General features: G+C 68.4%; 17 protein-coding genes and 1 tRNA gene. 6 read left to right on the top strand and 12 right to left on the bottom strand.

All coding sequences use genetic code 11. From position 1 onward, the window contains the following. Positions 1 to 167: 167 nt before the first annotated feature. The 3 genes from CXY79_RS05795 (at position 168) to CXY79_RS05805 (ending at position 2,667) form a co-directional block, all read left to right on the top strand. Positions 168 to 1,439 (top strand): MFS transporter, encoded by a 1,272-nt coding sequence (locus tag CXY79_RS05795; RefSeq protein WP_104100202.1) that lies wholly within the window; start codon positions 168 to 170, stop codon positions 1,437 to 1,439. A 68-nt stretch (positions 1,440 to 1,507) separates the two neighbouring features. After that, complete coding sequence (locus CXY79_RS05800; protein WP_104100203.1) at positions 1,508 to 2,008, top strand: nitroreductase family deazaflavin-dependent oxidoreductase; 501 nt, start codon at positions 1,508 to 1,510, stop codon at positions 2,006 to 2,008. Between the two features lie 2 nt (positions 2,009 to 2,010). Further along, positions 2,011 to 2,667, top strand: coding sequence for a pentapeptide repeat-containing protein (locus CXY79_RS05805; protein WP_233191292.1), 657 nt, complete (start codon positions 2,011 to 2,013; stop codon positions 2,665 to 2,667). Between the two features lie 209 nt (positions 2,668 to 2,876). On the opposite strand, the gene CXY79_RS05810 is transcribed toward CXY79_RS05805, so the two are convergent. The 8 genes from CXY79_RS05810 to CXY79_RS05845 form a co-directional block, all read right to left on the bottom strand. Then, complete coding sequence (locus CXY79_RS05810; protein WP_104100204.1) at positions 2,877 to 3,761, bottom strand: DMT family transporter; 885 nt, start codon at positions 3,759 to 3,761, stop codon at positions 2,877 to 2,879. A gap of 42 nt (positions 3,762 to 3,803) precedes the next feature. Further along, positions 3,804 to 4,343, bottom strand: coding sequence for a pilus assembly protein TadG-related protein (locus CXY79_RS05815; protein WP_104100205.1), 540 nt, complete (start codon positions 4,341 to 4,343; stop codon positions 3,804 to 3,806). Continuing rightward, positions 4,340 to 4,783, bottom strand: coding sequence for a hypothetical protein (locus CXY79_RS05820; protein WP_104100206.1), 444 nt, complete (start codon positions 4,781 to 4,783; stop codon positions 4,340 to 4,342). The genes CXY79_RS05815 and CXY79_RS05820 overlap by 4 nt, the downstream gene beginning before the upstream one ends. A 25-nt stretch (positions 4,784 to 4,808) precedes the next feature. Then, positions 4,809 to 5,219, bottom strand: coding sequence for a TadE family protein (locus tag CXY79_RS05825; RefSeq protein WP_233191293.1), 411 nt, complete (start codon positions 5,217 to 5,219; stop codon positions 4,809 to 4,811). Between the two features lie 6 nt (positions 5,220 to 5,225). Further along, a complete protein-coding gene (locus tag CXY79_RS05830; RefSeq protein WP_104100207.1) occupies positions 5,226 to 5,414 on the bottom strand; it encodes a hypothetical protein in 189 nt (62 codons plus the stop codon). Between the two features lie 124 nt (positions 5,415 to 5,538). Next, on the bottom strand, positions 5,539 to 6,477 hold the full coding sequence (locus tag CXY79_RS05835; RefSeq protein ID WP_104100208.1) for a type II secretion system F family protein: 939 nt from the start codon (positions 6,475 to 6,477) through the stop codon (positions 5,539 to 5,541). Beyond that, entirely contained in the window at positions 6,474 to 7,331 is an 858-nt protein-coding gene (locus CXY79_RS05840; protein ID WP_104100209.1) for a type II secretion system F family protein, read from the bottom strand. Before CXY79_RS05840 ends, CXY79_RS05835 begins: the two co-directional genes overlap by 4 nt. Continuing rightward, positions 7,328 to 8,560 carry a CpaF family protein gene (locus CXY79_RS05845; protein ID WP_104100210.1) on the bottom strand — a complete coding sequence of 411 codons (1,233 nt, stop codon included), beginning with the start codon at positions 8,558 to 8,560 and terminating at the stop codon, positions 7,328 to 7,330. Before CXY79_RS05845 ends, CXY79_RS05840 begins: the two co-directional genes overlap by 4 nt. 186 nt (positions 8,561 to 8,746) lie before the next feature. Between CXY79_RS05845 and CXY79_RS05850 the strand changes: the two genes are divergently transcribed. The 3 genes from CXY79_RS05850 to CXY79_RS05860 all read left to right on the top strand — a co-directional run bounded on the left by CXY79_RS05850 (position 8,747) and on the right by CXY79_RS05860 (position 10,402). After that, positions 8,747 to 8,828, top strand: a tRNA-Leu gene (locus tag CXY79_RS05850). Position 8,829: 1 nt separating this feature from the next. Further along, complete coding sequence (locus tag CXY79_RS05855; RefSeq protein ID WP_104100211.1) at positions 8,830 to 9,513, top strand: DedA family protein; 684 nt, start codon at positions 8,830 to 8,832, stop codon at positions 9,511 to 9,513. 109 nt (positions 9,514 to 9,622) lie between these two features. After that, on the top strand, positions 9,623 to 10,402 hold the full coding sequence (locus tag CXY79_RS05860; RefSeq protein WP_369827944.1) for a DedA family protein: 780 nt from the start codon (positions 9,623 to 9,625) through the stop codon (positions 10,400 to 10,402). Positions 10,403 to 10,469: 67 nt separating this feature from the next. On the opposite strand, the gene CXY79_RS05865 is transcribed toward CXY79_RS05860, so the two are convergent. The 4 genes from CXY79_RS05865 to murI all read right to left on the bottom strand — a co-directional run bounded on the left by CXY79_RS05865 (position 10,470) and on the right by murI (position 13,663). Beyond that, positions 10,470 to 11,381 (bottom strand): cation diffusion facilitator family transporter, encoded by a 912-nt coding sequence (locus tag CXY79_RS05865; RefSeq protein ID WP_104100212.1) that lies wholly within the window; start codon positions 11,379 to 11,381, stop codon positions 10,470 to 10,472. Between the two features lie 92 nt (positions 11,382 to 11,473). Further along, a complete protein-coding gene (rdgB, locus tag CXY79_RS05870) occupies positions 11,474 to 12,064 on the bottom strand; it encodes an RdgB/HAM1 family non-canonical purine NTP pyrophosphatase (protein WP_104100213.1) in 591 nt (196 codons plus the stop codon). A gap of 4 nt (positions 12,065 to 12,068) precedes the next feature. Continuing rightward, positions 12,069 to 12,803 carry a ribonuclease PH gene (rph, locus tag CXY79_RS05875; protein ID WP_104100214.1) on the bottom strand — a complete coding sequence of 245 codons (735 nt, stop codon included), beginning with the start codon at positions 12,801 to 12,803 and terminating at the stop codon, positions 12,069 to 12,071. Then, positions 12,800 to 13,663: a glutamate racemase gene (murI, locus tag CXY79_RS05880; RefSeq protein ID WP_104100215.1), complete on the bottom strand. Its 864-nt coding sequence runs from the start codon at positions 13,661 to 13,663 to the stop codon at positions 12,800 to 12,802. The genes rph and murI overlap by 4 nt, the downstream gene beginning before the upstream one ends. Between the last annotated feature and the right edge of the window lie 103 nt (positions 13,664 to 13,766).

Here is a 13,766-nt window from a genome sequence, read left to right on the forward strand (position 1 = left end):
TCGCCATGCTCAGCCTCGGCGGCCACAAACCAGTGCTCCCCGGCCGGGATTAACCCACAGAAGCAGCAGGAGAGCCAGAATCTCCGTCGAATTCGTTCGGGTCGAAGCTGCCGTAAGGGTGCGGACTCGAAACACCAACACCCGCCCGGGGATAACATCGACAAGCCATGAGTAACGCCGACCGCCCCTTCCAGATGCGTTCCGTCGCACTCGCCGCGTTCCTGCCGACCCTCCTGTTCTCGATCGGCGAGGGCGCGATCATCCCGCTGATCCCGATCGTGGCCAACGACCTGGGTGCCACACTCGCGATCGCAGGGTTCATCGCCGCCATGATTATGGTGGGTGAACTGGCCGGGGACATCCCCAGCGGCTGGGTGGTCTCCCTCATCGGGGAGCGCAACGCCATGATCTGGGCATCCTTGCTCACGATCATCGCCGTCCTGATCTGCATCGTCGCTCCCAACCCGCTCGTGCTGGGCATCGGCATCTTCCTGATCGGCCTGGCCACCGCCGTGTTCGCCCTGGCCCGCCACGCGTTCATGACCAGCTACGTGCCTCTGGCCTACCGGGCCCGGGCGCTGTCGACCCTCGGCGGCATCTTCCGCGCCGGCTGGTTCATCGGCCCGTTCATCGCCGCCGCCCTGCTCAGCCTCACCGACAGCACCGAGTCGGTGTTCTGGGTGTTCGTGGTCTGTTGCCTCGGCGCGGCCGCGATGCTGCTCCTGCTGCCCGATCCCGAGAGCACTTTCGGTGGCCCGCAACTGGTGAAGGCGCCCGACGGATCTGTCATGCCGGCCGGGCGGGAGCTCGCGGCCGAGGAATCCCAGGGGCTGTTCCGCACCATCTGGGGCCACCGAGCTGTGCTCCTGCGCCTTGGCACGGGCGCGGGCCTGATCGGGGCGATGCGCGCCTCCCGCACGGTGCTGCTCCCGCTCTGGGCGGTCAGCATCGGCATCAGCGTCCCCGACATCGCCCTCATCATCGGCATCGCCGGCGCGGTCGACTTCGCCCTCTTCTACGTCAGTGGCCAGATCATGGACCGTTTCGGCCGCCTGTGGACCGCCATCCCGTCGATGATCGGCCTGGGTGCCGGGCACCTCATTCTCGCGTTCACACACGACTTGCCCGGCAACGTGGAGTGGTTCGTCGCCGTGGCCATGATCCTGTCGCTCGCCAACGGCATCGGCAGTGGCCTCCTGATGACGCTCGGCGCCGACCTGGCCCCGAAAAACAACAGCCCGGCACCGTTCCTGGGCGCATGGCGCTTCACCGCCGACCTGGGCGGGGCCGTCGCCCCCCTGGCCGTGGCCGGCCTGACCGCGGTCGCCACCATCTCGATTGCCAGCGTCGTGATGGGAGTGTTCGGACTGTTCGGCGCCGTGATTCTGGGCCGCTACATCCCCCGCTACGCGCCTCGCCGGCCGCGCATGCGTCCCTGACGCTGCCTCGGCCCCAACGCGCTGAATCCGGGGGAATGGGAGTCCGACCGAGGGCGTTTAATGGTCGTATGCCCCTCATCGGAGAATACGAGCCCGGCACCCAGCAGTGGGTGCGCGACCAGGTCGACCTGTACGAAAGCTCCGGAGGCACGGAAGGCACCACCCTGCGCGGGATGCCCGTCATCGTGCTCACCACCCTCGGGGCCAAGTCGGGCAAGCTGCGCAAGACCCCGCTGATGCGCGTGGAGCACGAGGGTGCCTACGCCGCCATCGCCTCCCTCGGCGGCAGCCCGAAGAACCCCGTCTGGTACGGCAATGTGGTGGCCCACCCTCTCATCGAGCTGCAGGATGGCCCCAGCCGTCAGGACCTGCTGGCCCGCGAGGTCACCGGCACCGAACGCGCTGCGTGGTGGGAGCGGGCCGTGGCCGCGTTCCCCGACTACGCCGACTACGAAAAAAAGACCGACCGGGTCATCCCGGTGTTCGTGCTGGAAGCGGTTCCCCCCGCCGCTCCCGCTGCCGGCGCTCCCGCCACTACTACTGCCGCCGCGGCTGCTCCCGTCTCCTGACGGTGGCACGCGCGAATACCCGCGGTCCCCGAATCGACCGAATCGTGTTGGCCGGCCTGACCGACTCCGACGGCAGCGACCTCCGCGCCGGTGACAGCCGGGAGGCCGAGCGCTTCAGCGCATGCGACCTGTCCGGCCGGGACCTGACCGGCATCGGCCTCCAGGAGTGCGAGCTGCGCGGAGTCTCCCTCAGCGACACGCAGCTGCGCGGGGCATCCGTCGCCGACTGCGTGGCCGGCGAGCTGCACGCGGCCGTCTTCTGCGCGCCCCGCTCGAGCTGGCGGGACGTCAGGGTGGAGCACTCCCGGCTCGGGTCGCTCGAGCTCTACGAGGCCACCCTGCGCTCGGTGCACATCGACGAGTCCAAGCTCGACTTCGTGAACCTGCGCGGGGCGACGCTGACCGATGTGCTGCTCTCCAACTGCATCATCGAGGAGCTCGACCTCGGAAGCGCCACCGTGCAGCGCTTCGAGATGCGCGACTGCCGCGTCGGCACCCTCGATGTGACCCGTGCCACCCTCAAGGACGCCGACCTACGCTCGAGCGACTTCAGTGCCATCCACGGGCTTGAGGGGCTGCGCGGCGCCACCATCGATGACGCCCAGCTCAGCCTGCTTGCGCCCGTTTTCGCCGCACACCTCGGCATCATCGTCACCTAGCCGAGTCAGTCCCCGAGCCGCGGGCGCTGCGCAGATAGCCCGCCCCTAACGAATTCGACGGAGATTTTGCCGAAATCAGCCCCAGACCCGCTGAAAACAGGCCTTTGAGACAATATCTCCGTCGAATTGGTTCAACGCCGGGCAGCCGGCGACGGATGCCCGCACGCGCCCGATCGGAGAATCGCGCCCGGCCGGGGAATCGCGCCCGATCAGGGAATCGCGCCCGCGATGATCTCGAGTTCGGATTTCGACGTTTCGCGCTGGCTGGCGATGGCCGCGCCGGCCGCCACGCACACCACAAGGATGGCGATCTGCTGCTGCACCAGGAAGGTCTCCCCCAGTACCAGCGCGCCGAACAGCGCCGCGATCACGGGGCCGAAGCTGGTGATGATCGCGTAGAGGCGCGGGGTGATGCGGCGCAAGATGAAGGTGTCCAGCGTGTACGGGAACGCCGACGAAAGCACGCCGATGGCGAGCAGCAGCCCGATCACGCCCCAATTGAGGCTCGGCCAGTCGACCGTGAGCAGCGCGAACGGCACCAGCAAAGTCAGGCTGACGACGCTGGCCACGGAAATGCCCTCAAGCCCGGGGAAGGTCACGGCCACCTTGCGGGTCAGCAGAATGTAGGCCGCCCATGACGCCGCCGCGGTCAGGGCGAAGAGGATGCCGAGCAGATTGAGTGCCCCGTCAGACCAGGTGAGCAGGAACACCCCACCGGCCGCCGCGGTGGCGTAGACGAAGTCGAGCAGGCGGCGCGACGAGGCCAGCGCCAGAGCAAACGGACCGAGGAACTCGATCGTGGCCGCGATGCCGAGCCCGAGCAGGTCGACAGCCTCGTAGAAGGTGAGGTTCATCACCGCGAGCACGACACCGAGCGCCAGCGCCGGCCACAGCCGACGCCAGCTGAGGCCGGCCAGTTTTGGCCGGTAAAAGGGCAGCACCGTGGCGGCCATCACCAGCTGCCGCACTGCGACGACGACGGGCGAGCCGACGAGCGGAATGGCCAGACCGGCGAGGGACGACCCGAAGTTGATGCTCACCTCGGTCACGACCTGGGCGCCGGCACCGGTCAGGCGGTCGCGCTCGGCCGTCACGGTTCTCCTCCCCTGCGCCGGGTCAGGCGCGTTTCGCTAACGCTAGCGGAACACCGAGCGCGCCACCGCCGTGACCTCCAGCGGCACCCCGGCCGGCAGCAGCACGGCCAGCACCGGCGGACGCCAATAGGCACTCAGTGAAACCGTGGCGCTTTGCCCGTCGACGGATGCCGCACCGCTCACCCTCAGTCCCTCCATCCGGCCATCCGGGGTGGCTGCGAGAAACTCTTCCACGGCCGTCCGTACTCCAGCAGACGACAGGGAGGGTCGCAACTCCGCGCCCGAGCCGTCGACCGTGACGGCCATCGCGCCCAGGTCGAACGCCTCGGCCCCGGCGAGCGCAGCGCCGTCCGCGAGGGTCAGCAGGCGTTTGCGCTCCAGGTACAGAGAGGTCGCGGCCACGACGACGAGGATCAGCAGCAGGGCGAGGAAGCCGTAGAAGATCGTGAGGATGAGCGTCGATCCCTTCTCGCCTCCGGGCCGGATCGGCAGCCGGCGCCGCCACCGCGCCGCCCGCGATCCCGATGGCGTGCCCGCGAGCGCTGCCGCGCAGGCGACCGCCGAGCCTCTGCCGCCGCTCATCCGGCCCGCCAGAAGCGGGACACCGTCTGCGTGGCCTGGGCCTCCAGGGGAACACTGGCCGACTCGCGCAGTGAGAGGAGGTCCGGCAGCAGCGGCAAGGCCACCCGGATGCGCACGGTGACCGTGACTGTGCTCTGCCGGGTCAGGCATCCGTTCACACCGGCCTCGCAGGCCACGTTTACCTCGGCACCCGCAGGGTCGATGCCGTAGTCCGTGAGCCCGAACTGCACGGCCCGCTCGGCGCGGGCGTTCGCCGCGGCCTCATCGGGCGCCTGGACGTAGACGCGTGCGGCCTGGCGGGCTGCTCCCTCCACGGCGAGGGCGCCGCCCTGCAGCGCCGCCATCGCCAACACCAGGTAGACGAGCGGCGCCAGCAGGATCAGGCCGGCCGTGATGAACTCCAGCGAGGCCGAACCCTGCTCTCCGTTCGCCGACCACACACGCCAACGGCTGACTCGGCCCCCACTACCGCAGGGTCTCGACCGCCGCATGTCCGACCACCTCCAGCCCGCGATCGACGCCGAACAGGGCCAGCAGCGGCAGCGGCGCCACGACGCGCACCTGCACGCTCGGGAACCCGCCATAGTCCCCATAGCTGGCCTCCACATCGGTTGCATACGCGGGCCCGATCGACGTCGTGATCAGCTCGCGGGTGCGTGCCGCACCCTCACCCAGCCCGCTGTCGGCGAGCGCGGCGTACCGGGCTCCCTCGGCGGCGGCGTCAAGCACGGTGTTGCGCACGAGCAGGGTCAGCCCCAGCTGCATGACGCCGAGCGTCAGCGCGGTCAGCAGTGCGCCGACCATCACGAATTCGGCGGCCGCCGACCCCTCCTCACCACCGAGCGATCGGGTTCGGTTCCCCCGCGTGCGCGTCACGGCCGGTCACATTCCGCTGACCCGGTCGATCGCCTGTTGGAACACGCCGCTCAACGCCGGACCGGCCAGACCCCAGATGATCATGACCAGCCCGGCCGTCATCAGGGTGATGAGCACCCATCCCGGAACGTCGCCTCGTTCATCGCCCCCGGCATCGCTCCAACGGTCGCGCACACGTCGCTGCAGTGTCTTCATGATTGACTCACTTTCTCTCGTGGGGACAGTGGTTCTCTCGTGCGGCAGTGGTTCAGTGGTTCAGTTGTTCAGTGGTTCAGTGGTTCAGTGGTTCAGTGGTTCAGTGGTTCAGTGGTTCTGTGGTTCAGAATCCGCTCTGCAGGATGAACAGGCCGGGGAAGATCGCGAACAGGATCGTCATGGGCAGAATCAGGAAAACGAGCGGCACGAGCATGGCCACCTCTTTCTTGCCGGCCACCTCGATCAGTTCGCGTTTGGCCTCGTCGCGGGCATCCTGCGCCTGGGCGCGCAGCACCTCCGCGAGCGGGGTTCCCCGGTCGAGCGCACCCGTGACCTGATCGACCAGCCGGGTCACCGCAGGCAGCGCGATCCGACGTGACAACGCGTGCAGGGCGGTGGCGAGCGGCACCCCGGTGCGCACATCCGCCACCACCCCCGCCAGCTCCCGCGACAATTCGCCCGTGCTCGTGCGCGAGACCCGGGCGAGCGCATCCAGGATGCCCTCCCCCGCCGACAGAGACAGCGTCATGAACTCGAGGACGGTCGGAAACTCGCTCTGCATGCGCGCGAGGCGGGCGGTGGCGGCGCGGCCGAGCATCCAATCGCGGGCCAGCGCGCCGCCCGCCGCGGCGACCACCGACAGAACGACCTGCACCAGCACCGGCATCGACCGAAACGCCGGCAGGGCAACCACCGCACCTGCCCCGACGAAGAGTCCAGCGAGCGCCCACACCACCTGCTCCGATCGATACTCGTCGGTGCCGCGGACCGACCCCGACTGCCGGAGCCGTCGGGCGATCGTCTCCGTGCCGCCGAGAACGGCGCCGAACGCTCGTTTGAGGGCGCCGAACACGGGCGCGAACAGGGTGCCGAGCACCGGCAACGGATGCACCGTCGTGCGCCCCACGAATAGCCGCGCCTCCGCCGACACGTCGAGGATGTACGGCGCCAGCCTCTGCGCGAGGCGCGGCCGACTCAGCCGAGGCACCAAGCTGGCGAGCGACCAGAGCCCCACGCCCAACGCGGTGCCGCAGAACAGCGCCCAGGCCTGCGCGGCGCTCATTTGAACCACCGGCGTTCCTCGGGCAGCCGTCCCAGCGCCACCATCAGGCGGTAGGCAACCACGGAGACGCCGAGGCCGCCGACGATCACGACGACACCGGCGGAGGTGTTGTAGGCAACCGCCGCCTCCGGCCGGGAGGCCAGGAGCAGCAGCACGATCCAGGGCGCGGCCACGCCCAGCCGCGCCGCGTTGACGATCCAGGACTGGCGCGCCTCGACCTCCGAGCGGATGGCGGCATCCTGCCGGAGCCAGGCCGCGAGGCTGCGCAGCACGACCGTGAGGTCGCTGCCGCCTACCTCCCGGGCCATGCGCAGCGTCTCCAGGATGCGGTCGGCCACCGGGTCACCCAGGGAGACCTTGAGCCCGTCGACGGCGGAACCGAAGTTGCCGGTCGCTTGATATTCCCGGGCGAACTCGGCGAAGGCGGGCCGCGTCGACAGCGGGCCAGCCCCTGCCAGGCTGCCGACGCTGTCCGGCAGGGCCAGGCCCGACCGCACCGCTGACACCAGGTGGTCAACGACGTCGGGCCAGACGGCGCGGTTCGCCCGCCGCCGGGCGCGCACCCGCCAGACGACCATCAGCGTCGGCAGCGACAGCCCGGCGAGCGCGGTGACGATCGACAGGGCAGCGATGCCCAGGAGGGCCTGGCTCAGCGCCGACACCGCCAGCCCCAGCACCACCGAGAGGGCGACGAAGGCCGGCAGCGGCAGGCTGCCGAGTCCGGCCTGGGCGAGGTTCGCCCGCAGCCGTCCCGGCGTGCGGGACCGGGCCTTGCCCCTGGTGCGCGGCCAGAGGAACGGCGCGGCGACCAGGAGCAGCCCGGTGCCGAGCAGAGCCCCGAGTGCGAGCGTCATACGGCCCCGGCCCGCAGCACGATGGCCGGGTCGAGTCCGGCCGCGTGGAACTTGGCCAGCTTCGTCGGATACCCCCCGGTCGGCTCAAGGGCGCCCCGCTGGGCCAGGAAGATCGGGCTGGCCTCGATCATCGCCCCTGACAGTTGGCCGCTCGGCGCAAGGATCTCCGTCACCCGGCGCCGTCCGTGCCGGTCGATCTCGCAGTGCACGACGATGTCGATGCAGCCGGCTACGGTCGGCAGCACGAACGAGGAGTCGATGTTGCGGCCCGCCAGAAGCGGCAGCGTGGACAGTTTGCCGAGCGCATCCCGGGCACTGTTGGCATGGATCGAACACATGCCCGGCAGCCCGCTGTTCAGGGCGATGAGCAGGTCGAGACTCTCGGCTTCGCGCACCTCGCCGACGATCAGCCGGTCGGGGCGCATCCGCAGCGACTCCTTGATCAGGCGGCGCAGGGTGATCTCCCCGGTTCCCTCGAGGCTCGGCTGGCGGCACTGCATCGCCACGACGTCGCGCGCGGCCAGGTCGAGTTCGAACGTCTCCTCCACCGTCACGATGCGCTCGTTCTTGCGCGTGGCCGAGAGCAGGGCGTTGAGCATGGTGGTCTTGCCGGTCTGGGTGGCACCGGAGACGAGGATGTTCTGCCCGGCCAGCACGCACATGCGCAGAAACTCGGACGATTGCTGCGTGAGCGACCCGAGCCCGACCAACTGGTTCAGGTCGCGGATGCGCCGGGTGAACTTGCGAATATTGACCGCCCAGTGCTGGCGCGTGATATCCGGGATGACCACGTGTAACCGCGACCCGTCGGGCAGAGAGGCATCGACGAACGGGGAGGAGAGGTCGACGCGGCGGCCGGAGGCCTGCAGCATCCGCTCGACCAGGTCGCGCACCTCCCGCGCGGTGAGCACCATGGTGGTCAGCTCGGGCACCCCGTCGCGGGCCACGAACACCCGGCTGGGCGCGTTGATCCAGATTTCCTCGATGCCGGGATCGTCGAGGAACGGTTGCAGCGCCCCGAACCCGGTCAGTGAGGCCACGACCTCGCGCGCCGCCTGGCGCTCGTCGGCGATCAGCGGCAGGGAGTTGCCGAGCGCCCGCTCGGCGTAGCGCTGCACCTCGTCGCGCACGTACTGCTCGGCGAGCCCGGAGTTCGACGCCAGGTCGACGCCGTCGCGACGCACCCGAGTGCGAACCTGCTCGGTGATGATGCGCACGGCTTCGCTCATTCCTGCATGATCGCCCATCACTCGCCGACCACGCCCGACTTATCCACAGCCACGCGCCCGGAGACGTGCCGATCTGGCCGACCCGTGCGGCGATGCGGCAGTGCGGTGGCCCCGGTGCCCGGTCCACAGAGGTGGCCAACGCTCACGGGCGGGGCTCTCCCGCGAAGTACACTGGAAGCGCACTTCGCGGGAGTGGTGAAATTGGCAGACACGCAGGATTTAGGTTCCTGTGCTTTCGAGCGTGGGGGTTCAAGTCCCCTCTCCCGCACATGAGTCACATCTCGGCCCTGGACGGCCAATTGAACGAACTGCTGGAGAGTACCAGCGTCGTGCTGTTCTACCTGCTCGTTTGGGCCCTTGTCTTCGCCGGAACGGCGGTGTTCCTCGGGGTCTTCATCCCGTTCATCACCGGCGACTCCCTGCTTTTCGGCTCCGGCCTGGTGGCTGCATCCACACCGAGCCTGAGCATCGCCGTTCTGGCCGTCGGAACCGGCATCGCCGCGTTCCTGGGTGACCAGGTCGGTTTCCTGCTCGGGCGCCACTTCGGCCGCTCCTACCTGGACCGCCACGGCGGCCGCCACACCCGCACGGCCATCGCCAAGACGGAGACCTTCTACCGCAAGTACGGCTGGTGGTCGGTGGTCATCGCCCGGTTCATGCCATGGGGCCGCGTCTTCGTGCCCGTGATCGCCGGCGTCGGCCGCATGAACTACTACACGTTCCTGACCAGCAATCTGGTCGGAGCCCTGGCCTGGGGCGTGGGTCTTACCCTGACCGGCTACTACGCGGCCGCCATCCCCGGCGTGAAGAGCACCGCCTATGTCATCGCCGGGGTCTTCATCACCGCCTCAATCGTCTTCGGCATGCGCACCCTGCTGATGGATCGCGCCCAGAACCGGCTGGATGCCCGCAGCGCGCTCCTCGACGACCCGACAGTGGTCCAGGCCCCCTGACCCACTGCGAGCCCACGGCGCACTGTCGGAAAACCGCGTTAGCCTATATCAGAGCACACAGTGATCCCGCCGCCCGGCCGATCTGACCGACGCCCACAGGAGTTTCTTAGTGATTCATACAGCCCTGCTTCCCACGGCAGTCATCCCCTGGCTCGACCCGGAAGTCCTGATCAACGGGTTCGGGCCCTGGGCCCTCTTGGGCGTCTGTGCAATCGTCTTCGCCGAGACCGGCCTGCTGGTGGGGTTTTTGCTTCCCGGCGACACCCTGCTGGTCATCACCGGCCTGCTGACCTTTGCCGGGGTCATCCAGATCGACATCTGGTGGGTGGCCCTGGCCATCGGATTCTCGGCCTTTTTCGGCGGAGAAGTCGGCTATCTGATCGGGCACAAGTTCGGGCCCAGGGTCTTCGAGCGCAAAGAATCCGGTCTGTTCAGCATCAAGAACGTCGAGCGCACGAACGCGTTCTTCGTTCGCTTCGGCGGCGTGGCCGTCATCGTGGCCCGCTTCGTGCCGATCGTGCGCACCTTCGCCCCGGTCGCGGCCGGCGTCGGCCACATGGACTACCGCAAATACTCGCTGTACAACCTGATCGGCGCCCTCCTCTGGGGCACCGGCCTCACCTACTTCGGCTTCTTCCTGGGCTACATCCCGCCAGTCGCAGATTTCGTTCAGAACTACATCGACATCATTTTGCTGGCCGCGGTCTTCATCACGCTCATCCCCACCGTTTTCCACTACCTACAGTCCGCGTCCAGAGCCCGCCGGGACGCACGCACCGGACGGACCATCCAAACCGGAAGCCTCGTCCTCGACGCCGACGCCTTCGAGGACATCCACAAGCACACGCACGACGAGCACACGCACGACGAGCACAAGCACGACCTCTGAGCTCAACGCAGTCGGACTCAACACAGTCCGGGCTCAACACAGTCCGGGCTGCTCCCGGCGGGTCACGCTACCGGTGCGGGTTCTCCTCGTGCGCCGCGTGCTCGGCCGGCTCGAGCTGGAACGTCGAGTGGTCCACATCGAAATGGTCGGCCAGACACGCGGAAAGCTCATCGAGAAGTGCGCCGGAGCCACCCGAGCCGAGCACCACAGGTTCGACCACGACGTGGGCACTGAAGACGTGGGCTCCGGAGGTGATCATCCACACGTGCACATCGTGCACCGCCACCACGCCGTTCGTTTCCAGCAGGTGCCGTCGGATCTCTGCGACATCCGTTGCGGCCGGCACCGATTCGCTCAGCACCCGCACCACGTCGCGCAGCAGCACGAGGGCTCGGGGCGCGATCATGCCGGCGATGACCAGCGACGCGATCGCATCGGCCTGTACAAAGCCCGTCACCAGGATGACCCCGGCCGCGGCGATGACCGCCACTGAGCCCAGGGTGTCCCCGAGCACCTCGAGGTAAGCGCCGCGCATATTGATCGACGACTCGGCCGCCGGGCGCAGCAGGAGCAGGGCCGCAACGTTGGCCAAGAGGCCGATCACGGCCACGACCAGCATGGGAGTTGCCCGCACCTCGCTGCCGCCGGCGTCGACCAGTCGGCCGACGGCGCCGATCACGACGGCGATGGCAACCCCCACCAGGATGAGCCCGTTCAGCAGGGCACCGAACACCTCGGCCCGTTGGTAACCGAACGTCTGCCGGTCGGTAGCCGGCCGCGCGGCCACCACGGTGGCCGTCAGAGCGATGATCAGACCCGCGAGGTCGGAGAACATGTGGCCGGCATCCGCCAGCAGGGCCAGGGAACCGGTCAGCCAGGCGCCGACGACCTCCACCACGAGCACCGCGGCGACAATCCCGATCGCCACCGACAGACGCGCACGGTTCGTCTGCGAGGTGTGCGCGTGATCATGGCCCATGCCTCCACGCTAGGGCCGCGGGCACCCGGCCGCCAGTTCAGCCGTCAGTTCGGAATGAGTGCCGTTCTCAGCAGTCGAGACGGATGCGCCAGTCAGGCTTCCAGCAGCGTCTCCAGCACCGGAATCAGCTTGCCGAAGGCCCTCGCCCGGTGGCTGTGCTCGTTCTTCACGTTCGGGGTCAGCTCGGCGGCGGAGATCGCATAGCCGTCGGGCAGGAAGATCGGGTCATAGCCGAAGCCGCCGGCGCCGCTCGGCTCGGTCAGGATCTGCCCGAGCCATTCCCCGGTCACGTGCCACTCCGTGCCGTCGGGCATGGCCAGCGCGGCGACGCAGGTGAAGTGTCCGCCACGGTGCTCGGCGGCCACATCGCCCAACTGCCAGAGCAGCAGCTGCAGGTTCTGGTCGGAGTCCCGGGCGGGCCCGGCCCAGCGTGCCGAGAAGATGCCGGGCGAACCGCCGAGGACGTTCACGCAGATGCCGGAGTCGTCGGCGATGGCCGGCAGACCGGTGTGCGCGGCGGCGGCGCGCGCCTTGATCAGAGCGTTCTCGGCGAAGGTGACGCCGTCTTCGACCGGCTCGGGGCCGTCGTAGGCCAGCACGTCGAGGTCGGGGAGCCGGGGGGCGAGGATGCGCCGCAGCTCCTCGACCTTGTGCTGGTTGTGGGTGGCGAGAACGACCTGCACGGCCCTAGCGCCCCAGCGCCGTCGTCTGGAACTCGGTCAGGGAGATCGTCCCGGCCAGCGCCAGGTCGAGCAGAGAATTAAGTTCGGTGCGGTCGAACGGCGCGGCCTCGGCCGTGCCCTGCACCTCCACGAAAAGGCCGCGGCCGGTTACGACCACGTTCATGTCGGTCTCGGCCCGGGAGTCTTCGGTGTAGGCAAGGTCGAGCATGGACTCACCGCCCACGATGCCCACGGAGATGGCCGCGACGCTGTCGATCAGAGGCTGGGCCTTCTGGCTGAGGAACTTCTTCTCCCTGCCCCACTCGAGGGCGTCGGCCAGAGCCACGTAGGCTCCCGTGATAGCCGCGGTGCGGGTGCCGCCATCGGCCTGGAGCACGTCGCAGTCCAGCACAATGGTGTTCTCGCCGAGTGCTTTCATGTCGACCACGGCGCGCAGGCTGCGTCCGACCAGGCGGCTGATCTCGTGGGTGCGCCCGCCGATGCGGCCCCTGACCGATTCGCGGTCCATTCGAGAGTCGGTGGAGCGCGGCAGCATGGAGTACTCGGCCGTGACCCAGCCCTTGCCCTTGCCGGCCATCCAGCGGGGTACGCCGTTGGTGAACGAGGCCGTGCAGAGCACCTTGGTGCGCCCGAACGAGATCAGGGCCGACCCTTCGGCCTGGTCGCTCCAACCGCGCTCGATCGTGACGGGGCGCAGCTGGTCGTTCGTTCGTCCGTCTACGCGCACGGTGTCGGTCACGGGGTCTCCTTGGGGTTGGGATGCGATGCGGCGAACTCGGCAAGCTCGCTCAAACTGAAGGACCCGGTCTCGACCAGGTCGACACGACCGATTTCCGGCCCGATCAGCCGGTGAGCCAGGTGCAGAAAATCGTCGGCGCTGTCGCCGGTAGCCTCGTACCGGTAGCTGGGCGGCGCCTGCTCGGTGCGTTCCAGGCCCTGGCTCACCAGCAGCCGGTACACGTCGTTGGCCGTCTCAGTGTCGCTGGAGACGAGGGTCACGGTGTCCCCCATCACGTAGGAGATGGCACCGCGCAGGAAGGGGTAGTGCGTGCATCCGAGAACGAGCGTGTCGACTTCCGCGGCCCGCAGCGGGGCGAGATAGCCTTCGGCGACCGACAGTAGTTCGTCGCCCGTGGTGATTCCCGCCTCGACGAATTCGACGAACCGTGGGCAGGCCTGCGTCAGGAGCTGGATGTCGGTGGCCGCGGCGAACGCGTCGTCGTAGGCGCGCGATTTGACTGTGCCCAGTGTTCCGATCACGCCGACCCGGTTGTTGCGGGTGGTGCGCACGGCACGGCGCACAGCCGGTTGGATGACCTCGACCACGGGAACGCTGTAGCGCTCACGGGCATCCCGGAGCATCGCGGCCGAAGCAGTATTGCAGGCGATGACCAGCATCTTCACATCTTGGGCAATCAGGTCGTCGAGAACGTCAAGGGCGAAACCGCGCACATCCGCGATCCTCTTCGGGCCATACGGAGAATGCGCAGTGTCTCCGATATAGAGGATCGATTCATTCGGCAGTTGATCCTTGATTGCCCGGGCGACAGTCAGGCCGCCCACTCCGGAATCAAAGATTCCAATCGGTGCATCCGTCACGACAGTTGAGCCTAGTCGGAATCCCTGACCCCCACCCGTGTACGCGCGGCACCCGGTCCGGCGCGGCCGGAGATCACCTCTCGGACAGGAAGATTGACGGCAT

Source organism: Cryobacterium sp. M96, from assembly GCF_002929845.1.
GTDB lineage: Bacteria > Actinomycetota > Actinomycetes > Actinomycetales > Microbacteriaceae > Cryobacterium > Cryobacterium sandaracinum.